This window comes from Sulfitobacter sp. SBS6, from assembly GCF_048285585.1.
Classification (GTDB): domain Bacteria; phylum Pseudomonadota; class Alphaproteobacteria; order Rhodobacterales; family Rhodobacteraceae; genus Sulfitobacter; species Sulfitobacter pontiacus.
Genome location: NZ_JBLWBA010000008.1, coordinates 233,054 through 254,978, shown reverse-complemented (window position 1 = coordinate 254,978; position 21,925 = coordinate 233,054). Strand labels below are relative to the sequence as shown.

Sequence of the window (21,925 nt, the reverse complement as noted above, 5' to 3'; positions counted from 1 at the left end):
AGGGGCCGAAAGAAGGGCAGCAACGCCCCTTTGTCAATCGCGTTATCCGTGCGTTAATCGACGAACTTCTTGATCTCGCCGGATTTCAACCGCGCGAAATAGCTCTTCATCTCGCGCTTCACGATCGGCATCAGGAAGTACAGCGCCGTGATGTTCACAACCGCCATCGCAAAGATCATCGCATCAGAGAAGTCGATAACCGCGCCCAGATTGGCCGCCGCCCCCACGATGATGAACAGGCAGAAGATGACCTTGAACACGATCTCTTTGGTTTTGCCTTCACCGAACAGATAGGTCCACGCCTTCAGCCCGTAGTAGGACCAGCTGATCATGGTGGAGAAGGCGAACAGGATCACCGCCAGCGCCAGCACATAGGGGAACCAGCTGAACCCGGTCGCAAAGGCAGCCGATGTCAGTTGAACGCCGCTTGACCCGTCGATGGTCTGGATCGCGGTGCCTGCGTCATTCAGGATGAAGCGGCCCGTTTCGGGGTCCATCACCAGCACGCCAGAGATGGTGATCACCAGCGCGGTCATCGTACAGATGACAACGGTATCGATGAAGGGCTCCAACAGGGAAACGACGCCTTCGGTCACCGGCTCTTTGGTGCGCACGGCAGAGTGTGCGATCGCCGCCGAGCCGACACCCGCCTCGTTCGAGAACGCCGCCCGTTTAAAGCCCTGGATCAGCGCGCCAACCAGACCGCCTGCAACCCCCAGACCGCTGAACGCGCCTTCAAAGATCTGACCAAAGGCCCAACCGATCTTGTCGTATTCAACGATCAGGATGATCAGCGCGGCACCAACATAGATCACGCCCATCAACGGCACGATTTTCTCGGTGACATTGGCGATGGATTTGATCCCGCCGACGATGACCGCAAAGACCACTGCGGCAAAGACGATGCCCGTGATCCAGCCAGGGTAGTCACCGATGATACCGGACAGCTGTGCATGGGCCTGATTGGCCTGGAACATATTCCCGCCGCCCAAGGCACCACCGATGGTAAAGATCGAAAAGATCACCGCCAGCACCCCGCCCAAAGGCAGGCCGCGTTCCTTGAAGCCCTTTGTCATATAGTACATCGGACCACCGGAGACGGTGCCATCGGCGTATTCATTGCGGTATTTCACACCCAGCGTACATTCGGTGAACTTTGAGGCCATGCCCAGCAAACCGGCCAGGATCATCCAGAAGGTCGCCCCCGGACCGCCGATGCCCACGGCCACCGCGACGCCCGCGATATTGCCCAGACCGACAGTCCCCGACAGCGCCGTTGCAAGCGCCTGAAAGTGGCTCACCTCGCCCGCGTCATCGGGATCGGAATAATCGCCTTTGACCAGCGAGATCGCATGCCAGAACGCCTTGACCTGAATGAAGCCGAAATACAGCGTAAACACCGTCGCCGCGACCACCAGCCACAGCACGATCCAAGGGAAGTTGGTGCCGGGCAGCGACATGAAGATCAGATTGACGAACCAGCCCGTCGAACCCGCGAAGATATCATTGATGCGTTGATCCATGCCGACGGTTTCTTGTGCCGCGGCAACCATGGGCAAGGCAGAGACAGCAGCAGCCCCCGCACCCGTTGTCAGAAATTTTTTCATGATATGACCTTTCAAGGAATGATCGTCAGAGGCACGCGGGACGCCACAGCCAAGCGGCCGGTTACGCCGCCGAACATACGCTCTTTCAGGCCGCGCAGACCGACACGGCCCACCACGATCTGCTGTGCGCCGTGCTTCTTGGCCAGATCGTCCAGAATATCGGCCACATCGCCGTGTTTCACGATGCCCTGAACGGTGACGCCGTCTTCGCTGACTTTCTTGACCGCCGGATCGACGATACGTTCGCGGGCCAGTGCCAGTTCCTCTTCGCGCCGTTTGTGGCGCTGGTCATTCTCTTCCGAGGTCTGGAAGCTGAATGGAGACCATTCAATCACGTAAACGAGCTTGAGCTCGCAATCGCCAATCAATTTGGCCTGTTTCGTTGCGAAATCCAAAGCGCGCGCCCCGGCTTCCCCCCCGTCCAGTCCAACAACAATAGTGGATGCTGTCATGTATTTGTCCCTTTGTGTATGACGCGGTCTTTTTGCGGCCGCGTTGTACCGGGGCGCTGAACGCACCCGGATTAGGCGAATATAAACGAGGTCCAAAATTTTTTTCGACTGAATTTCGCGTAAAATTCGGTCATTCGTCCCCAGTTCACCGCTCGGAAACGGTAAAAAGGGATAGTTATCGGAAAAACAGCCTTTGCCGCCCGCGCGATCCGCGCTTTGTGCGTAACGCCCCTGCGCCCTGTGAATCGCCCGGGAACACACGGGCTTCAAAACCGCGGCACAGGCCTTATATATTGAATGTTTGCTCTTGCCCGCCTGTGGCGATATTGCACGTTCCAAACCGTATTCAGCTTATCCGAGGATTCTCAATGGCCGCCTATCAATATGTCTATCACATGTCCGGTGTCTCAAAGACCTACCCGGGCGGCAAAAAGTGTTTCGACAACATTAACCTGAACTTCCTGCCCGGTGTGAAAATCGGTGTGGTCGGCGTCAACGGTGCGGGTAAATCCACGCTGATGAAGATCATGGCCGGTAAGGACAAGGATTACTCGGGCGAAGCATGGGTCGCTGAAGGGGCCAAGGTCGGCTACCTGGAACAGGAACCCTATCTGGACCCCGCCCTGACCGTGCGCGAGAATGTCATGCTGGGCGTGAAAGCCAAGAAGGACATTCTGGACCGCTACAACGAACTGGCGATGAACTATTCCGACGAGACAGCCGACGAAATGGCCGCCTTGCAGGATCAGATCGACGCAGAGAACCTCTGGGATCTCGACAGCCAGATCGACGTCTCGATGGAAGCCCTGCGCTGCCCGCCAGACGATGCCGATGTGACCAAACTGTCCGGTGGTGAAGCCCGCCGCGTGGCGCTGTGCAAGCTGCTGCTTGAAGCGCCCGAAATGCTGCTGCTTGACGAACCGACCAACCACCTGGACGCGGAAACCATCGCCTGGCTGCAACAGCACCTGATCGACTATAAGGGCACGATCCTGATCGTCACCCACGACCGGTACTTCCTGGATAACATCACCAGCTGGATCCTTGAGCTCGACCGCGGCAATGGCATCCCCTACGAGGGGAACTATTCCAGCTGGATCGACCAGAAAGCCAAACGGCTTGAACAGGAAGCCCGCGAGGACAAGTCCAAGCAAAAGACACTGTCGCGCGAATTGGAATGGATGCGTCAGGGGGCCAAGGCCCGTCAGGCGAAATCCAAAGCGCGGATCAAGTCGTATAACGAAATGGCCGACAGCTCGGAGCGCGAACGCCTGACGCGCGCCCAGATCGTTATCCCCAACGGTCCCCGTCTGGGCAACAAGGTGCTTGAGGTCGAGGGCCTGTCCAAAGCCATGGGCGACAAGCTGTTGATCGAAAAGCTGGATTTCTCTCTGCCGCCAGGCGGGATCGTCGGCGTGATCGGCCCCAACGGCGCGGGTAAATCAACCCTGTTCAAGATGATCACCGGTCATGAACAACCCGATACCGGCACGATCGAACTCGGAAATACCGTTGATCTGTCCTATGTTGACCAGTCGCGCGATGACCTGAACCCTGATGACAACGTCTGGCAGGCCATTTCGGGCGGGGCCGAGATCATCAAGCTTGGCGATGCCGAAGTGAACTCCCGCGCCTATTGCGGCGCCTTCAACTTCAAGGGCGGTGACCAGCAGAAGAAAGTCGGCCTGCTGTCGGGCGGTGAACGCAACCGTGTGCATATGGCACGTCTGCTGAAAGAAGGCGGCAACGTGCTGCTGCTCGATGAACCTACCAACGATCTGGACGTTGAAACCCTGCGCGCACTCGAAGACGCGCTGGTCGATTTCGCGGGCTGCGCCGTGGTCATCTCGCACGACCGTTTCTTCCTTGACCGGATTTGTACGCACATCCTCGCCTTTGAAGGCGACGCGCATGTTGAATGGTTCGAAGGCGGCTTCTCTGACTACGAAGAGGACAAGAAGCGTCGTCTGGGCGAAGACGCCATGGAACCCAAGCGCATGAAACACAAGAAATTCTCGCGCTGATCTAGGCGAAAACTTTAAGAAAAAGGCCCCCGCAGGAAACTGCGGGGGCCTTTTTATGTGTCGGTCAACGCGCCGCCGAAACGCGGCTCGGGTCTCCCGTTACAGCCCGTCGGCCAGCTCGGCATAGCCATCGGTGCGGTCGGTGCTGGTGCTGTCGGGCACGGTTTCACGGCCCAGAAAATCGCGCAACGTGTTGCAGGCAGACAGCCCCGACCACAGCCGCTGGTTCGACACCAGCTTGACTGTGACATCGGCGCTGAAATCCCCGCCGATACGTGCGGCGGTGCCATCGTGGGACAGGATGTCTTCGATGTCTTTCTGTATCTCTTCGGGCTTGATCCGGTGGCGGCCCATCACGGTGCCCACGATGATCCCCTCGCCCGCATAGCCCATAAAGCATTTCTCATGCGCCAGCGCCGCGACCGTGGCCTGCGCGACCAAGCCCATCTGGCGACAGAACTCAGCCGGGCTTGCGGCCTCGAAGATATTGCGGATCTGCGGGAGTTTGACCGCAAAAAGGCTCATGGCATAGCAGCCTTCGGGCAGACGCAACATGTGGTTTTCGAACCCGTGCAGATCATCGACGCCGACAACGTTCAGATCAAAGCTTTCCTCGACCCGTACCTTCATCAGGCCCGACAGCTCCGCCAGCGTATGCGCGGCCTCGCGTTCACGGCGCAGACTGTCGCTGAGCATGCCCGCCATGTTGATACGCGCGCCCAGTTCGATCCCGTTCAAGGGCTTGAAGATGAAATCCGTCGCCCCGGCGCGGAAGGCGGTGTCCATCAGGTCATGTTTCCGGCTGCCGGTGATCATGATGATCGGCGCACTTTTATAGGCCTGCATATTGCGGATGTCGTCACATAGGGTGATCCCGTCAACGCCGGGCAGCATGATGTCCAGCAAGAAGCAGTCAAAGCTTGCCCCGTGTTCGTCGATCTTGGCCAACCCATCCTCGGCCGAGTCCGCACAGACCAGATCGAACCCCAGCGACGGCGTCAGACAGTCGCGCAACAGGTCAAGAATGGTGGGATCGTCATCTACGGCTAGGATTTTCATACGGTGGCTCACTCGTTGTCGTGTCGGCAGAAGGGGGACTGGTTAAATTCTCTTATGGCTCGGAGCAAAATCGCAGATGAATCTGTCAGCAGTTAGGCAATTTCGGCCAATCCGTTAACCCTTTGCCCCGCTGCCTCTGCCAATGCGCGTTAGGGTTTCGTCTTGCCTCTCCGAAGAATACGGCGCAAATGTGCCGGAATCAGCAAGGATCGGCCTGTTTTTCAAGGCCCATTGACAGCCCCTTGCGCGAATCCCCACGACCTGCCATATCCGAATGGCTAACGTTATTCTTTTTCGACCAACTGTCTCCCTCATACGGCGTTCAGACTTCGATCCAGACCGACAACGCCAAGCCATCGCACGACGCGGATGGCATACTAGAGGAGACTACGGATATGGCCACTGGCACCGTAAAATGGTTCAACACAACAAAAGGCTTCGGCTTTATCGCACCCGATGGCGGCAGCAAAGATGTATTCGTACACATCTCCGCTGTTGAGCGCGCAGGCCTGACCGGTCTGGCCGACAACCAGAAAGTGACATTCGACATCGAAGCTGGCCGTGACGGCCGCGAATCCGCGTCGAACATCGCACTGGCATAAGCCACGCAGGGCCTTAGGCCCGCAGGATGAATTTGCCGGCTGACCCTCACGGGACAGCCGGTTTTTTTATGTCCTCAGGGTTGCCAAACACAACCCAAGGGGCAAAATACCGTCATCACATCCTAAAGGAGCCCCCCATGCGCCGCCGTCAGTTTATCGCAGGTTCTTTGGCCGCCCTCGCCTTTCCCCACGCGCTGTTTGCCGCGGGTGCCGCCTATGACCCCACGCCGCAAATGGTGTCGATCAAACCACAATATGCCGTGGGCGAGCTGCTGATCCTGCCCCGCAGCCACTACCTGTATCTGGTGACCGCCCCCGGTCAGGCCATGCGATACGGTGTGGGCGTCGGCAAGGCGGGGCTGGAGTTTACCGGCACCGCGACGATCGACGTCAAAAAGGAATGGCCCACCTGGCGCCCCACGGACGAGATGATCGAACGGGAGCCCAAGACCTATGCGCGGTTCATCGGCAATACCGATGCACAACCCGGTGGCCCGTCCAATCCGCTGGGGGCGCGCGCGCTCTATCTGTTCCAGAACGGCCGCGATACATATTTCCGCATCCACGGCACCACCCAACCCAGCAGCATCGGGCGCTCTGTCTCGAACGGGTGTATCCGCATGCTGAACGAACACGTCAAAGACCTGTACCAACGTGTGCCCATCGGCACCAAGGTCACGGTGCTTTAACGCCGCTGGCTTTATTCACCACGCAAAAGGGGCTGGCATCGCTGCCAGCCCCTTCGCATTTCTGCACTGTATCGGGGACGTATCCCCTTAGTTCAGCGCGCCTTAGTTCAAGGCTTTGTCGGTGATCGCATGGGTCCATGCGCCCGACGGCTCTACCGTGATCACGGGGTCCGACCCACCGGACAGCAGCGATTGCACGGTCCGCTCGTAATCCGCCTCGTCCAGCGCGCCATTGCTGCCTGCGGTCAGCTTGGCCACTTCGCCCATCATGCGTTTCTGATGCTCTTCGGTTTGTGCACCGGAGGCATCGTTGTCCAACACGATTTCCGCCGCTTCATCGGGGTTTTCCTCGGCGTATTTCCAGCCCTTCATAGAGGCCCGCACAAAGCGCACCATCTTGTCCTCGAACGCCGGATCGGCAAGGTTCTCTTCCAGCGCGTAAAGCCCGTCTTCCAATGTGGCAACGCCCTGCTCTTCGTATTTGAACACGTTCAGATCATCCGGCGTCAGACCTGCGTCGATCACCTGCCAGTATTCATTATAGGTCATGGTCGACACGCAGGCGGCCTGATTTTGCAGCAGCGGATCCACGTTAAAGCCTTGTTTCAGCACGGTCACACCCTCCTCACCGCCTTCGGTGGGCAGCTCAAGCTTGCTCATCCAGCTGAGAAAGGGGAATTCATTGCCAAAAAACCAGACGCCCAACGTCTTGCCCTTGAAGTCATCCGTGGTCTCGATCCCGGCATCCTTGCGGCAGGTCAGCATCATGCCCGAGGATTTGAACGGCTGCGCGATGTTCACCATCGGCAGACCCTTCTCGCGCGCGGCCAATGCGGCGGGCATCCATTCAACGGCGACATCGGCACCACCACCGGCCAGCACCTGTGTCGGCGCAATGTCCGGACCGCCCGGCTTGATCGTGACGTTCAGGTCTTCTTCGTCATAGAACCCTTTGTCCTGCGCCACATAATAGCCCGCGAACTGCGCCTGCGTGACCCACTTCAGCTGAAGCGTCACATCATCCGCCGCTTGGGCCATGGTCCCCATCAGGCCCACAGCGGCCCCGGCGACATATGTTGATAGTTTTTTCATTTTTATATCTCCCTCTTGGTTGGTTGGTCGTCTTGGTTAGTTCCGCGTTAGTTCCGCTGGCTCGGGTGCCAAAAGGTCACCCGCCGTTCAAACAATGACATCGCGCCGTAGAATGCGGACCCGGCAATCGCCGCGACAACAATCTCGGCCCAGACCAGATCAAGCGCAAGCTGGCCCACCGAGGTAGAGATCCGAAACCCCATCCCCCGCACAGGAGAGCCGAAAAATTCAGCAACAATCGCCCCGATCAGGGCAAGGGTCGTGCCGATCTTCAGCCCATTGAACACGAAAGGCATCGCGGCAGGCAAGCGCAGCTTGAACAGCGTCGCCCAATAGCTGGCCGCATAGGTCCGCATCAGATCGCGCTGCATGGCGTCGGTGGCTTGCAAGCCCTGCACCGTGTTCACCAGCATCGGAAAGAACACCATGACCACGACCACGGCAGCCTTGGACTGCCAGTCAAAGCCGAACCACATCACCAGAATCGGGGCCATCCCGATCACGGGCAGCGCGGCCACAAAGTTCCCTACCGGCAAAAGCCCCCGTTGCAAGAAGGGGAAACGGTCAATCGCAACGGCGATCAGGAAGGCCGCACCACAGCCCAGCACATAGCCCGACAACGCGCCCTTCAGCACGGTCTGCACGAAATCCACCCAAAGGATATCAAGCGATGACACCAGCCGCAGGGCAATCAGCGACGGCGCAGGCAGCAAGACCTGCGAAATCTCTAGCCCGCGCACAATGCCTTCCCAGACAGCGATCAGCGTCGCGCCAAAAACCAAGGGCGCAGCAAGGGACACCCAGCGGGCCGGCCGCAATCGCGCCAACCGGATGTTGACCCACATGCCAAAGGCCCAGGCCACTGCGGCAAAAACCAGCCAGATCATCGTGCCATCCCCATCCGTTTCAATGTCACACGCTGGATCAAGCCGATGATCCCCACCAGCAACGCGGCCAGAGCCGCCGCCATGATCAACGCGCTCCAGATCTGGATCGTCTGGCCATAGTAGCTGCCAGCCAACAACCGCGCCCCCAGACCCGCAACGGCACCCGTTGGCAGCTCACCAATGATGGCCCCCACCAGCGACGCAGCCATCGCGATCTTGAGCGAAGTAAAGAAATACGGCATCGACGCAGGCAACCGCAGCTTCCAGAAGGTCTGGCCCGCACTGGCATGCCAGGTGCGCATCTGGTCCAGCTGCATCTGATCAGGGCTGCGCAAACCTTTCACCATGCCGACAACGACGGGGAAGAACGACAGATACATGCTGATCATCGCTTTCGGCAGCAGCCCCGACACGCCCACGGCGTTCAGCACCACAATGATCATCGGCGCAATCGCCAGAATGGGAATGGTCTGGCTGGCGATCACCCAAGGCATCACCGACATATCCATCACCCGGTTGAACACGATCCCCACCGCCAGCAAGACGCCCAGCAAGGTGCCCATGCCAAAGCCCAGCAGGGTCGCGCTGAGCGTGATCCAGGAATGATAGACCAAGGACCGCTTCGACGTGACTTTCTTCATCACCGTCGTGTCCCAGATCTCTGACGCGACCTGATGCGGCGCGGGCAGTTTGGGCTTTTTCTGCGCCCAGGTATCCGCAACCAAAGACGTGGCGGTCACCGTCTCTCCCGAGCGTGTGGCCTTGTCATAGGTCCAGTCCGCATTCAGCCAGACCGCCGCCGCATACCACAACGCAAACAAGACCCCGACTACAGTCAGGACAGGCAAGAAGCTCGACCTCATCGCGCGCCCCCCTGCTTCCAGATGGTCCGAAAATCCTCCCCGAAGGGCCGGGCGGCAGCAGGCGCGCGATCAATCATCCGCATGCCCCGCCCGCAATCCTTCCCGCACCCGATGCGCGATCTCCAGAAACTCGGGCGTTTCGCGAATGTCCAAGGGGCGCTCTTTCGGCAAAGGGCTGTCGATGACATCCGCAATCCGTCCGGGACGCGGGCTCATTACCACGATCTTGGTACTCAGATACACCGCCTCCGGGATCGAGTGGGTGACAAAGGCAATCGTCTTTTCGGTGCGCGCCCACAGGCGCAACAGCTGTTCATTCAAATGGTCGCGTACGATCTCGTCCAGCGCGCCAAAGGGTTCATCCATCAGCAAGATATCCGCATCAAACGCCAGCGCCCGCGCGATCGAGGCCCGTTGCTGCATGCCTCCCGACAGCTGCCAAGGGAACTTGCGCTCGAACCCTGCCAGCTCCACCAGCTCCAACACTTGGCGAACCCGCGCCGCCTGATCCGCCTTGGAATACCCCATGATTTCAAGTGGCAGCCGGATATTTCCGCCAATCGTCCGCCAGGGATAAAGCCCCGCCGCCTGAAACACATAGCCATAGGCCCGCGCCCGCCGGGCCTCGGCAGCACTGACGCCATTCACCGTGATCTCGCCCCCCGTGGGCTGCTCCAGGTCCGCCATACAGCGCAGGAACGTCGTCTTGCCGCAGCCCGACGGCCCAATAAAGCTGACGAAATCGCCTTTCTCGATATCAAGCGACACGTCTTTCAGCGCATGCACGGGGCCGTCGTTGGTTTCAAATGTCAGGGATAGGTTCTGGGCCGAGATCACGGGCGCGGTGCTCATAAGCTGCGTCCCTCTTCTGCCGTACAACGTGCTCGCATCTATGCTGGCCTCTTTCTTCTTCAGGGCAGCGCGGCGCAACCGCCGCGCTGCGTTGATAGTCCCGCGTTCAGATCCCCGCAGGGATGTTCAGCGGATCGCGTTTGATCAGTTTCGGCGCAGTCAACTCTTTCCACTTGCTCAGCGCAAGGTTGGCCGACGGGAAAGCAGGCCGCGGCACAAAGCGCCCGCGTCCGGGGTTGGGCTGCGAATTCTGCCCCCAGGCCCAGATGACCTCGCCACGGCTCAGGGTATAGCGCGCCTGTGCCTTCACCTCGAAGCCTTCAAAAACGTTGTAATCCAGAATGGAGTGGTGGTTCGCCGTCGAAATCGTCTTGCTGATCTTGGGATCCCACACCACGATATCCGCGTCGGCCCCTTCGACAATCGCGCCCTTGCGCGGATAGATATTCAGGATCTTCGCCACATTGGTCGAGGTGGCAGCGACGAATTCATTGGGCGTCAGACGGCCCGTCTCCACCCCTTCGGTCCAGAGCACCGCCAGACGTTCCTCCAACCCGTTGGACCCGTTGGGGATGATGCGGAAATCATCGCGGCCCGCGCGTTTCTGCTCGGTCGAAAACGCGGCGTGATCCGTGGCAACCACCTGCAACGACCCCGACTGCAAGCCCGCCCATAGACTGTCCTGATGGTCCTTGGACCGGAAGGGCGGCGACATGACACGGCGTGCGGCATGGTCCCAATCTTTGTTGAAATACTCGCTCTCGTCCAGGGTCAGGAACTGGATCAACGGCTCGCCATAGACCCGCATCCCCTTTTGCCGCGCACGGCGGATCGCTTCGTGGGTCTGCTCGCAAGAGACATGCACGATATAAAGCGGCACACCGGCGGCATCGGCAATGGTGATCGCGCGGTTGGCGGCCTCGCCCTCCAGCTCGGGCGGGCGGGAATAGGCATGCCCCTCCGGCCCCGTGATCCCCTGATTGAAATACTTCTCCTGCAGGGCCGCGACCAGATCGCCGTTCTCGGCATGGACCATCGGCAGCGCCCCCAGTTCGGCACAGCGCTGGAAGGATGCGAACATCTCGTCATCCTCGACCATCAAGGCCCCTTTATAGGCCATAAAGTGTTTGAACGAATTCACCCCCATGTCGACGGCGTCTTTCATCTCGTCAAAGACATTCTCGTTCCAGCCGGTGATCGCCATGTGATAGCCGACATCCGAACAGATCTGCGGCGCGGATTTGCGGTGCCATTCATTGATCGCGTTCTTGATCGACCCGTCCGCCCCCGGCAGACAGAAATCGACGATCATCGTGGTCCCGCCCACGGCCGCAGCCCAGGTGCCTGTCTCGAATGTCTCGGCCGCTGTGGTGCCCATAAAGGGCATCTCAAGATGGGTATGGGGATCGATCCCGCCGGGGATGACATAGGCCCCTTCGGCGTCGATATATTCGTCGCCCACCAGATCCTCGCCGATCTGTTTGATGATCTCGCCCTCGATCAACACGTCTGCTTTCCAGGTGCGATCTGCCGTGCAGACCATGCCGCCCTTGATAACCTTGCTCATCTGTCCTCTCCCCTATCTGTCTTCCAAATGGTCCAAATCCCGGGGGTCTGGGGGCTGGCCCTCAGGGCGCGCCCGCTCAGGCCCCCGACGGGTTCAGCCCACAATCTCTGCCGTTTCCAGCACCGCATGCAGCAAAACATCGGCACCGGCCTTGGCCCATTCCTTGGTGATCTCTTCGGCCTCGTTATGGCTCAGCCCATCCACGCAGGGGCACATGACCATTGCGGTCGGGGCCACCCCGTTGATCCAGCAGGCATCGTGACCCGCCCCCGAGATGACGTCCATATGGCTATATCCCAACCGCTCTGCCGCGGAACGGATGGCCGAGACGCAGCCTTCGTCAAAGGCGACGGGATCAAAGCCACCGACCTTTTCAAAAGCGACCTCAAGCCCCATGTCATCGGCGATCTTCTGACCCTCGACGCGAAGGCGCTTTTCCATATCCTCGATCACGCTCAGATCGGGCGACCGGAAATCGACGGTAAAGATCACCTGCCCCGGGATCACATTGCGCGAGTTCGGGTACACCTCGATATGCCCCGCGGCACCAACCGCATGCGGCGCATGCGACCATGCGATCTGGTCCACCGCTTCAAGCATACGCGCCATGCCGAGGCCTGCGTTCTTGCGCATCGGCATCGGCGTTGATCCGGTATGCGCATCCTTGCCGGTCACGGTGACTTGGGTCCACGACAGCCCCTGCCCGTGGGTCACGACGCCGATGTCCTTGCCTTCGGCCTCCAGGATCGGGCCCTGTTCGATGTGCAGCTCGAAAAACGCATGCATCTTGCGCGCGCCGACCTCTTCGTCGCCCTGCCAGCCGATCCGCTTGAGCTCGTCGCCAAAGCGCAAGCCCTCGGCGTCGGTCTTGGCATAGGCCCATTCCTGCGTGTGGATGCCGGCAAAAACGCCAGACGACAGCATCGCGGGGGCATAGCGGGTGCCCTCTTCGTTGGTCCAGTTGGTCACGACCACGGGGTGTTTCGTCTTGATCCCCAGATCGTTCATCGTGCGCAGCAGTTCCAGCCCACCCAGCACACCCAGCACGCCGTCATACTTGCCGCCCGTGGGCTGCGTATCCAGATGCGACCCGACGTAGACCGGCAGCGCATCGGGGTCGGTGCCATCGCGCTGCGCGAACATGTTGCCCATCGTATCCAGGCCCATGGTGCAGCCCGCCTCCTCGCACCATTTCTGGAACAGGGCGCGACCTTCGGCGTCTTCGTCGGTCAGCGTCTGGCGGTTGTTACCCCCCGCCACACCGGGGCCGATCTTGGCCATCTCCATCAGACTGTCCCACAAACGATCCGGGTTGATCTTCAGGTTTTCACCGGGCGCGGCCATAGCGGTTTCCTTTGCGTTTTCTACCTTGTGCAAGGCGTAAATTTTTACCATTTGGTAAATCCACGATTGCGGCTAGGGTTAAGTCTGTCAAGAAATGCTTTCCCATAGGGCCACCCGTCCGAAGTGGGGTGCCGCATTTTCAGGCACTTACACCGAAAGGGGACGCGCCATGCCCGAGACAACCGCCAAGAAAAAGCCCAGCCGAATCCAAAGGCGCAACCGCCGTGTGATCCTGGATGCGGCGCTTGATGTGTTTTCGACCTACGGGTTTCGCGGCGCCACGCTGGATCAGATCGCCAGCGAGGCAGGGCTGAGCAAACCGAATATATTGTATTATTTCAGCGGGAAGGAAGAAATCCACACGACCCTGCTGAGCCAGCTGATGGAGACATGGCTCGACCCGCTGGTAGAGCTCGACGCCGATGGTGACCCGCGCACAGAGCTGTTGGATTATGTGCAGCGCAAACTGGATATGGCGCGGGATCTGCCCCGTGAAAGCCGCTTGTTTGCTGGTGAAATTTTACGCGGTGCGCCCCATATGGAGCCGCGTTTGCAAAGCGATCTGAAACCGCTGTTCGACGAGAAATGCGCCGTTATTTCCGATTGGATGGCGGCGGGAAAGATCGCGCGGATGGACCCGCGCCATCTGATTTTCTCGATCTGGTCGACCACGCAACACTATGCCGATTTCGCGCCGCAAGTCGCGCTGCTGCTGGACGGCGATGCCGATCAGCACCAGCAGGCGTCGGACCATCTGCGACTGATGTTCTCGACGTTGTTGACCCCCGCCGCGCCGCAACAGTAGCGGCGGGGGCAAGGGTCACTCGGCCGCAGTGGCGGAGGGGTTGTTGGGGTGCGTCGTCCAGTTGGCGTAATTCGGATCGACGGGCTTGCCCGTGCGCGGGTCCGTGGTGCCGGGGGCCAGCTCCACCATCGAGATACAATCCTCGACCGGGCAAACGTTGACGCAGAGGTTGCACGCCACACATTCGTCGTCGATCACGCTGAAGGTGCGATCTTCGGACATGGCAATCGCCTGATGCGAGGTGTCTTCGCAGGCGGCAAAGCAGCGCCCGCAGGAGATACACAGATCCTGATCGATCTTGGCCTTGGCGACATAGTTCAGGTTCAGCTGGTTCCAGTCGGTCACATTCGGCACCGCACGGCGCACCAGTTGATCGACCGAAGTCATCCCCTTGTCGTCCATATATTCCGACAGGCCCGAGATCATCTCTTGCACAACCTTGAAACCATAGGTCATCGCCGCCGTGCAGACCTGCACATTGCCCGCGCCAAGGGCCAGAAACTCTGCCGCGTCGCGCCATGTGGTCACGCCGCCGATGCCACTGATCGGCATATCCGCCGTCTCGGGGTTGCGCGCGATTTCCGCCACCATGTTCAACGCAATCGGCTTTACCGCCGGGCCGCAATAGCCGCCGTGGGTGCCTTTCCCGTCGATCATCGGTTCAGGCGCGAACAGGTCCAGATCGACCGAGGTGATGGAGTTGATCGTGTTGATCAGGCTCACCGCATCCGCGCCGCCACGTTTCGCGGCCTCGGCTGGATACAGCACATTGGTGATGTTCGGCGTCAGCTTCACGATCACCGGCATGCGCGTGTATTGCTTGCACCAGCGGGTGACCATTTCGATGTATTCCGGCACCTGCCCCACAGCCGATCCCATGCCGCGTTCCGCCATGCCATGTGGGCAGCCGAAGTTCAGCTCGATCCCGTCGGCACCGGTTTCCTCCACATGCGGCAGGATCGCTTTCCACGCTTCCTCCTCGCACGGGACCATGATCGACGCGATCAGCGCGCGGTCAGGGTAGTCGCGTTTCACCGCTTTCATCTCGCGCAGGTTCACCTCCAGCGGGCGATCGGTGATCAGCTCGATGTTATTGAGCCCCAGCAGCCGCCGGTCCGCGCCCCAGATCGCGCCGTAGCGCGGGCCGTTGACGTTGACGACGGGCGGACCCTCCATGCCGAGGGTCTTCCACACGACACCGCCCCAGCCTGCCTCGTAGGCGCGGCGGACGTTGTATTCCTTGTCCGTGGGTGGCGCGGATGCCAGCCAGAACGGGTTGGGGCTTTTGATGCCCACGAAGTCGCTTCTTAGATCAGCCATTTGCGTTCTCCTGTAGGGGCTTAGCCCATCAATACCATGTGAATGTCCATCGCCGCGTCGCGCCCTTCGGCGACAGCGGTCACGGTCAGGTCATCGCCGCCGCTCGCACAATCACCACCGGCCCAGACCCCGTCGACACTGGTGCGTCCGGTGCCATCCACCTTGATCTTGCGCGCCTCCAGCGTGGGCAGCGCGTCACCTTGAAGGGTCTGGCCGATGGCCTTGAACACTTGATCCGCAGCGAGGCGCAGGGTCTGACCCGTGCCCTGCATCTGGTCATCCACATACTCGAACTCGATCTCGCGCACTGCACCGTTGCCGATCACCGCGACCGGCGTGGCATGGGTCACGATCCGCACGCCCTTGGAGGCCGCGAGATCCTGCTCGAACACGCTGGCGTTCATCCGGTCGCGCCCGCGACGATAGACCAGCGTCACATTGAGCGCGCCCAGCAGTTTCGCCTGAATGGCGGCATCGATCGCGGTCATCCCGCCGCCGATCACCACCACGTCACGACCGATCGGGACCGCAGCCACATCGCTCGCCTGACGCAGGTGAGAGATGAAGTCGACCGCATCCAGCACGCCGGTCTTATCCTCGCCCTCGGCTCCCAAGGCGTTCACACCGCCAAGGCCCATACCAAGGAACACGGCGTGATAGTCGGCCCGCAAACTGTCCAGCGTCATCGCCGTCCCAAGGGCTGCGTTGTTCTGCACGGTGATGCCGCCGATCTTGAGCAGCCAGTCCACCTCTGCCTGCGCGAAGCCGTCGGGTGTCTTGTAGGTAGCGATCCCGTATTCGTTCAGACCGCCGGGTTTGGGCCGCGCGTCAAAAACGGTGACATCATGCCCCATCATCGCCAAACGGTGCGCACAAGACAGCCCCGCCGGACCTGCACCGACCACGGCCACGCGCTTGCCCGTCAAGGCCGCGCGTTCAAACGGATGCGCGCCCTGTGCTTGCAGATGGTCGGTGGCATAGCGCTGAAGCTCGCCGATCTTGACCGGCTTGCCCTCGGCCACTTCGCGCACACAGGCCTGTTCACAAAGCTGTTCGGTCGGGCAAACGCGGGCACACATCCCGCCCATGATATTCTGGCTCAGGATCGTTTTGGCGGCGGCATCCGGTGTGCCCGTGGCGATCTGCCGAATGAACAGCGGAATATCGATATCCGTCGGGCAGGCCGTGATGCACGGCGCGTCGTGACAGAAGTAGCATCGGTCCGCCGCGACAAGCGCTTCGTGCACATCCAGTGGCGGGTGCAAATCGGAAAACTGCGCGGCATAGGCGTCGGCGTCCAGCCGTCCGGCAGCCACCCCCGGTTCAAAGATTTTCTGCGACATTTTTTTATCCCTGCTGTCACTATTTATGCTGAAACGCTCCCACGGAATGATTTTTTTATCAACTGGTAAAATTATTTCATAACTGTGAAATTTCTTGCGCAAATGCCCGCCGGTTACGCGTTTCGGGGCAAAAACTCTTGATTTTGTCCTATTTGGCGCCAAAGTCAGAGGTGCGACGCGAAAGACTTTCGACCCCTCAGCCCTCCGGCGCTGGTGCGATCAAGTTCTGACCGAGCCACGCTGCCGCATAATGTGGGCAGGACAAACACGAGGAGAAACGGGGCATGGCGACTGGCACCGTAAAATGGTTCAATACCACAAAGGGATACGGCTTTATCGCGCCTGATGGTGGCGGCAAAGATATCTTTGTTCACATCTCGGCGGTTGAACGCGCTGGCCTGACCGGGCTTGCCGACAACCAGAAGGTGACATTCGACGTAGAAGCGGGCCGTGATGGCCGCGAAAGCGCCGCGAATATCGCATTGGCCTAACCGGCCCAAAACCGGTTCATAATATTTTTGACGACGGGCGCTTCGGTGCCCGTTTTTTGTGCAAAACTACTCGTTTTCGTTGATCTGATCGATCAGCGTCAGCACTTTCGGGCCCAAAGCGTCGACGATTCTCGTGACGCCTTGCGCGTTCGGATGCACCCCGTCGGCCTGGAAAAACCCGCGTGCCTGCGCCAGATCTGGCGTCTCGCCATTGTCGGACAGGCCGTCAAAGAAGCTGCCCATCAGGCTCGCGTCATATTGCGCGGCAAGATCGGGATAGATGCTGTCAAAGGCGGTTTTATAGTCAGGGCCAAAGTTTCCCGGCGCGGTCATGCCGACCAGCAGCACCTCTACCTCGGCGTCTTGGGCGGCCTTCATGATTCCATCCAGATTGGCGCGGCTGACCGCGGGGTCGATCCCGCGCAACAGGTCATTCCCGCCAAGGGTCACGATCATGCCATCGACCTCGGGCGTCATGGTCCAGGCGACCCGCGCCAACCCGCCAGCGGTCGTGTCACCAGACACGCCTGCGTTGATCACCGTCACATCTGCACCGTTCTGATCCAGCCAGTTTTGCAACTGTGGCACGAACCCGTCCTCGGCGGGCAGGCCGTAGCCCTGCGTCAGACTGTCGCCCAATGCTGCAATAACAAGCGGTTCCGCCAGTGCGGGGCCTGATAATACCAGAACAAGTGCCGTCGTAACCTTGCGCATCATGGTCGAACCTCCATATCCAACAGGGACCGTATTTCAAAAGGCAGCCCTATGACCGACCCGGTGTTCCAGCTTCAAGATGCATCCCTGAAACTGAATGGCAACGCCGGAAAGGTCGACATCCTACATGGGATCACCCTGGACGTCGCACAAGGAGAGACGGTCGCCTTTACCGGCCCGTCGGGGTCGGGCAAGTCGTCGCTGCTGATGGTCATGGGCGGGCTGGAGCGTGCGACCGGCGGATCGGTGCGCGCCTTGGGCGAAGACCTGAGCACCCTGTCCGAAGATGGGCTGGCCAAATTCCGCCGCGGGCGGATGGGCATCGTGTTCCAGTCCTTCCACCTCATCCCTACCATGACCGCGCTGGAAAACGTCGCCACCCCGCTGGAACTGAACGGCGTCGCGGACGCCTTTGACCGGGCCGAGGCAGAATTGCACGCGGTGGGTCTGGGGCACCGGCTCAACCACTATCCCGCACAGATGTCGGGCGGCGAACAGCAGCGGGTTGCATTGGCCCGTGCCTCTGCCCCGCGTCCGGCGATCCTTTTGGCGGATGAGCCGACAGGGAACCTCGACAGTACCAATGGTGCCGCGATCATGGATCTGTTGTTCGATTTGCGCGAAAAACATGGCGCGACTTTGGTGTTGGTGACCCACGCCGATGAATTGGCCGCGCGCTGTGACCGGATCGTCACCCTGACCGACGGGCGGATCGTCAGCGGGACGGGCGCATGAGCCTGCGTCTGGCCGGCCGCTTTGCCCGCCGCGAGATGCGCGGGGGGCTGCGGGGGTTCCGTCTGTTTCTGGCCTGCCTCGCCCTTGGCGTCGCGGCAATCGCTGCCGTCGGCTCTGTCCGCTCTGCGATCGAGGGTGGCTTGCAGCGCGAAGGTGCGGCCCTGCTTGGTGGCGCGGCAGAGATTGATTTCACCTATCGTTTCGCCACCGATGCCGAACGCGACTGGATCGAGAGCCAAGCCAGCGCCGTCTCCGAGGTTGTCGAGTTCCGATCTATGGCTGTCGCGGGCGACGGGGCCGCCGCTGACCGTGCGCTGACGCAGGTGAAGGCGGTCGATGACCTTTATCCGCTGGTGGGAGAGATGGTGCTGGAACCGGCGATGCCGCTGGAACAGGCGCTCGGGCTGGAAAACGGCCTGTCCGGCGCGGTGATGGAGCGCGCCTTGTCCGACCGTCTGGGCCTGTCCCCCGGCGACACCTTCAAGCTTGGCGTCAAGGAATTCCGCCTCTCCGCCCTGATCGTGCGCGAACCCGACAGCGCCGCCAGCGGCTTTGCCCTTGGGCCGCGTACCCTGCTCCGGACCGAGGCGCTGGACGGGGCCGGCCTGCTGGCGGAAGGGACGCTGTTCAACTCCAAATACCGGATGTTGCTGCCCGCCGATACCGACCTTGATCAACTGCGCTCTGCCGCCCGTGCGCGGTTCGAAAACAGCGGGATGCGCTGGACCGATGCGCGCAACGGGGCACCGGGGGTGTCGCGCTTTGTCGAACGGTTGACGGCGTTTCTGATCCTTGTAGGCCTATCCGGTCTGGCTGTGGGCGGTGTGGGCGTATCGGCTGCGGTGCGATCTTACCTCACCGGCAAGACCGAAGTCATCGCCGTGCTTCGCGCGCTAGGGGCAGACCGCGCGACGATCTTCCAGACATATTTCATTCAGATTGGTGCCCTATCGCTTCTGGGCGTCGCCATCGGCGTGGTGCTTGGGGCGGTGGCCCCGCTGGTCTTTGCGCCGCTGATCTCTGCGCGGCTGCCGATCCCTGCGGCCTTTGCCATCTATCCGGCACCCTTGGCCGAGGCAGCGATTTACGGGTTGCTGACCGCCTTTGCCTTCACGCTGTGGCCGCTGGCCCGCAGCGAGAATATCCGCGCAGCGACCCTGTTTCGCGATGCATGGGACGGGGCCGCGCGTTTTCCGGCACCGCGCTATGTGGCGATTATCGTGATGACCGTGGCGCTGCTGGTCGCGCTGGCGGGGTGGTTCAATGGCAGTTGGTGGCTGACGCTCTGGACTTTGGGCGGCATCGCAGGCGCGCTCGGGATACTCACGCTGGCGGCGCTGCTGGTGCGGTTCCTCGCACAACGCGCCGCGGTTCTGGCACGCGGGCGACCGCGGCTGCGTTGGGCCCTGGCCGCGATTGGCGGCAGTGGCGAAGGTGCCGGGGCCGTGGTGCTCTCGCTGGGGCTCGGCCTGTCGGTGCTGGCCGCCGTGGGGCAGATCGACGGCAACCTGCGGCAGGCGATCTCGGGCAACCTGCCCGATGTGGCCCCGTCGTATTTCTTTGTCGACATCCAGAAAGACCAGATCGACGGCTATACCAAACGGCTGACCGACGACCCCGCCGTGCGCCGCATCGACAGCGCGCCGATGCTGCGCGGCGTCGTGACCCAGATCAACGGCAGGCCCGCCAAAGAGGTCGCGGGCGATCACTGGGTGGTGCGCGGCGACCGCGGGCTGACCTATGCCGAGGCACCCGACGACGACACGGTGATCACCGCGGGCGAATGGTGGGCGCCTGATTACGCGGGCCCGCCGCTCATTAGCTTTGCCGCCGAAGAGGCCGAGGAGATCGGGCTAAAGCTTGGCGATACGCTGACCATCAACGTGCTGGGGCGCGACATCACCGGCACCATCGCCAGCTTCCAAGAGGTCGACTTCTCGACCGCGGGGATCGGGTTTATCCTGACCATGAACCCCGCCGCCCTGACCGGCGCGCCGCATACCTATATCTCGACCGTCTACGCCGACGCAGAGGCCGAGGCACCGATCCTGCGCGATCTGGCCACCGCCTACCCCAACATCACCGCGATCCGCGTGCGCGATGCGATCGACCGCGTGGCGGCGGTGCTTAGCGGGTTGGCAGCAGCGACATCCTACGGCGCGGCGGCTACTCTTCTGACCGGCTTTCTGGTATTGATCGGGGCAGCCGCCGCCGGGGCGGATGCCCGTCGCTATGAAGCCGCCTTGCTGAAAACGCTGGGGGCCTCGCGCCGCAGCATCGCCGCCAGCTTTCTGATGCGTGCCGCTCTGCTGGGGCTCTTCGCCGGTGCCGTTGCCCTGCTGGCAGGTATCTTGGGCGGATGGGCCGTGAGCCGCTTTGTGATGGACACCAGCTTTGCCGTGGTATGGCCTTCGGCGCTGCTGATCGTCACTGGGGGCGCGCTGGCGTCGATCCTTGCCTCGCTTGGCTTTGCGATCAAAGCCTTGAACGCCAGACCCGCACAGGTGCTGCGCGCCCGCGAATAGATGGAACCGATAGACCGAAAGAGGGATATAACAATGACGCAGACCACCCAGACACTGCCCGCCCCCCTGCCACCCGTTCTGACGGCAGCCCAGCAAACGCATGTGGTGAATGTCCTGCGCCGTGCCGCACGGGCCGAAGTGCTGCCGCGTTTTCGCAACCTCGCCCCCGCTGACATCGACACCAAATCCGGCCCCCATGATCTGGTGACCGCTGCCGATCTGGCTGCCGAGGCAATGATCACCCGCGCCCTCGCCACGGCCTATCCGGAGGCGCTGATCATCGGCGAAGAGGCCGTATCGGCCGACCCCGCCCTGCAGGACAAGATCGCCGACGCCCCGCTGGCCTTTATCCTTGATCCCATCGACGGCACATCGAATTTCGCCCACGGGCTGTCCACCTTCGGCATGATCCTTGCGGTCACGCGCTTTGGCAAACCGGCCTTCGGCGTCATCTATGACCCGGTCAATGACGACTGGGTGATCAGCGATGACACCAGCACCCCGCGCTTTGAACGCGCCCTTGGGCAGTCGCGCCCGCTGCGGGTCAGCATGGGCAAACAGATTGAGGACCTCAGCGGTTTCGTCCCGCTGGGGAACTTCAGCAAAGAGCTGCGGGTCAAAGTCGCGGCCACCCTGCCCAGCTTTGCCAAGGTGAACTCGCTTCGTTGCTCGGCGCATGAATACCGTACTGTCGCCCAAGGGCATGCCGATTTCGTGCTCAGCGGGACGCTGCACCCTTGGGACCACGCTGCCGGCGCGTTGTTCTGCGCCCAAGCCGGTGCCCATGTCGAGATGCTGTCGGGCGGCCCCTATGACGCGACGCTGCGCACAGGGCATATTCTGGTGGCACCGGACAAAACGACATGGAACCGCCTGCGCAAGGTCTTTGCCTTCCTCGCCGACGACTGAGCCCGCAATGCAAAACGGGCGCGAGGTTTCCCCCGCGCCCGTTCG

Annotated in this window: 20 protein-coding genes; 8 read left to right on the top strand and 12 right to left on the bottom strand. The window is 61.1% G+C overall.

Annotated features, from left to right (window positions below):
• Positions 1-53 precede the first annotated feature (53 nt).
• Complete coding sequence (locus tag ACNQ62_RS14950; protein ID WP_168592809.1) at positions 54-1,607, bottom strand: alanine/glycine:cation symporter family protein; 1,554 nt, start codon at positions 1,605-1,607, stop codon at positions 54-56.
• An 11-nt stretch (positions 1,608-1,618) separates the two neighbouring features.
• Positions 1,619-2,059: a universal stress protein gene (locus tag ACNQ62_RS14945; protein WP_005851399.1), complete on the bottom strand. Its 441-nt coding sequence runs from the start codon at positions 2,057-2,059 to the stop codon at positions 1,619-1,621.
• A gap of 368 nt (positions 2,060-2,427) precedes the next feature.
• Here ACNQ62_RS14945 and ettA point away from each other — a divergent pair, with 368 nt between their 5' ends.
• On the top strand, positions 2,428-4,083 hold the full coding sequence (gene ettA / locus ACNQ62_RS14940) for an energy-dependent translational throttle protein EttA (protein ID WP_005851397.1): 1,656 nt from the start codon (positions 2,428-2,430) through the stop codon (positions 4,081-4,083).
• Between the two features lie 99 nt (positions 4,084-4,182).
• Here ettA and ACNQ62_RS14935 read toward each other — a convergent pair whose 3' ends face one another.
• Positions 4,183-5,142 carry a response regulator gene (locus ACNQ62_RS14935; protein ID WP_005851395.1) on the bottom strand — a complete coding sequence of 320 codons (960 nt, stop codon included), beginning with the start codon at positions 5,140-5,142 and terminating at the stop codon, positions 4,183-4,185.
• 395 nt (positions 5,143-5,537) lie between these two features.
• On the opposite strand from ACNQ62_RS14935, the gene ACNQ62_RS14930 reads away from it, so the two are divergent.
• Positions 5,538-5,744: a cold-shock protein gene (locus ACNQ62_RS14930; protein WP_005851393.1), complete on the top strand. Its 207-nt coding sequence runs from the start codon at positions 5,538-5,540 to the stop codon at positions 5,742-5,744.
• Positions 5,745-5,881: 137 nt separating this feature from the next.
• On the top strand, positions 5,882-6,433 hold the full coding sequence (locus ACNQ62_RS14925) for a L,D-transpeptidase (RefSeq protein WP_005851389.1): 552 nt from the start codon (positions 5,882-5,884) through the stop codon (positions 6,431-6,433).
• Positions 6,434-6,535: 102 nt separating this feature from the next.
• Here ACNQ62_RS14925 and ACNQ62_RS14920 read toward each other — a convergent pair whose 3' ends face one another.
• From ACNQ62_RS14920 to ACNQ62_RS14895, 6 genes are all read right to left on the bottom strand, one after another.
• Positions 6,536-7,525, bottom strand: coding sequence for an ABC transporter substrate-binding protein (locus ACNQ62_RS14920; protein WP_037964922.1), 990 nt, complete (start codon positions 7,523-7,525; stop codon positions 6,536-6,538).
• Positions 7,526-7,572: 47 nt separating this feature from the next.
• Positions 7,573-8,412, bottom strand: coding sequence for an ABC transporter permease (locus ACNQ62_RS14915; protein ID WP_037943197.1), 840 nt, complete (start codon positions 8,410-8,412; stop codon positions 7,573-7,575).
• Positions 8,409-9,275, bottom strand: a complete 867-nt coding sequence (locus ACNQ62_RS14910) for an ABC transporter permease (RefSeq protein WP_009826002.1) — start codon at positions 9,273-9,275, stop codon at positions 8,409-8,411. The genes ACNQ62_RS14915 and ACNQ62_RS14910 overlap by 4 nt, the downstream gene beginning before the upstream one ends.
• Before the next feature lie 69 nt (positions 9,276-9,344).
• Positions 9,345-10,127: an ABC transporter ATP-binding protein gene (locus ACNQ62_RS14905; RefSeq protein WP_286697871.1), complete on the bottom strand. Its 783-nt coding sequence runs from the start codon at positions 10,125-10,127 to the stop codon at positions 9,345-9,347.
• A 106-nt stretch (positions 10,128-10,233) separates the two neighbouring features.
• Complete coding sequence (gene hydA / locus ACNQ62_RS14900) at positions 10,234-11,694, bottom strand: dihydropyrimidinase (protein ID WP_037943194.1); 1,461 nt, start codon at positions 11,692-11,694, stop codon at positions 10,234-10,236.
• A gap of 93 nt (positions 11,695-11,787) precedes the next feature.
• Complete coding sequence (locus ACNQ62_RS14895; RefSeq protein ID WP_005851376.1) at positions 11,788-13,038, bottom strand: Zn-dependent hydrolase; 1,251 nt, start codon at positions 13,036-13,038, stop codon at positions 11,788-11,790.
• A 169-nt stretch (positions 13,039-13,207) separates the two neighbouring features.
• Here ACNQ62_RS14895 and ACNQ62_RS14890 point away from each other — a divergent pair, with 169 nt between their 5' ends.
• A complete protein-coding gene (locus tag ACNQ62_RS14890; RefSeq protein ID WP_009825997.1) occupies positions 13,208-13,843 on the top strand; it encodes a TetR family transcriptional regulator C-terminal domain-containing protein in 636 nt (211 codons plus the stop codon).
• Between the two features lie 15 nt (positions 13,844-13,858).
• Here ACNQ62_RS14890 and preA read toward each other — a convergent pair whose 3' ends face one another.
• Entirely contained in the window at positions 13,859-15,163 is a 1,305-nt protein-coding gene (preA, locus tag ACNQ62_RS14885) for an NAD-dependent dihydropyrimidine dehydrogenase subunit PreA (protein WP_005851372.1), read from the bottom strand.
• A 20-nt stretch (positions 15,164-15,183) separates the two neighbouring features.
• Entirely contained in the window at positions 15,184-16,506 is a 1,323-nt protein-coding gene (locus ACNQ62_RS14880) for an NAD(P)-dependent oxidoreductase (protein WP_418095171.1), read from the bottom strand.
• A 284-nt stretch (positions 16,507-16,790) separates the two neighbouring features.
• On the opposite strand from ACNQ62_RS14880, the gene ACNQ62_RS14875 reads away from it, so the two are divergent.
• Positions 16,791-16,997, top strand: a complete 207-nt coding sequence (locus ACNQ62_RS14875) for a cold-shock protein (RefSeq protein WP_005851368.1) — start codon at positions 16,791-16,793, stop codon at positions 16,995-16,997.
• A 66-nt stretch (positions 16,998-17,063) separates the two neighbouring features.
• Here the strand turns inward: ACNQ62_RS14875 and ACNQ62_RS14870 are convergent, their stop codons facing one another.
• Positions 17,064-17,714 (bottom strand): arylesterase, encoded by a 651-nt coding sequence (locus ACNQ62_RS14870; protein WP_037964913.1) that lies wholly within the window; start codon positions 17,712-17,714, stop codon positions 17,064-17,066.
• 48 nt (positions 17,715-17,762) lie between these two features.
• Here ACNQ62_RS14870 and ACNQ62_RS14865 point away from each other — a divergent pair, with 48 nt between their 5' ends.
• Genes ACNQ62_RS14865 through ACNQ62_RS14855 form a run of 3 tightly spaced genes read left to right on the top strand, consistent with a single transcriptional unit; the run spans position 17,763 to position 21,880 of the window.
• Complete coding sequence (locus ACNQ62_RS14865; protein WP_289079867.1) at positions 17,763-18,446, top strand: ABC transporter ATP-binding protein; 684 nt, start codon at positions 17,763-17,765, stop codon at positions 18,444-18,446.
• Positions 18,443-20,971 carry an ABC transporter permease gene (locus ACNQ62_RS14860; RefSeq protein WP_418095170.1) on the top strand — a complete coding sequence of 843 codons (2,529 nt, stop codon included), beginning with the start codon at positions 18,443-18,445 and terminating at the stop codon, positions 20,969-20,971. Before ACNQ62_RS14865 ends, ACNQ62_RS14860 begins: the two co-directional genes overlap by 4 nt.
• Before the next feature lie 33 nt (positions 20,972-21,004).
• The gene (locus tag ACNQ62_RS14855) at positions 21,005-21,880 is read left to right on the top strand and encodes an inositol monophosphatase family protein (RefSeq protein WP_418095169.1); all 876 of its coding nucleotides are present in this window, start codon (positions 21,005-21,007) and stop codon (positions 21,878-21,880) included.
• Positions 21,881-21,925 lie beyond the last annotated feature (45 nt).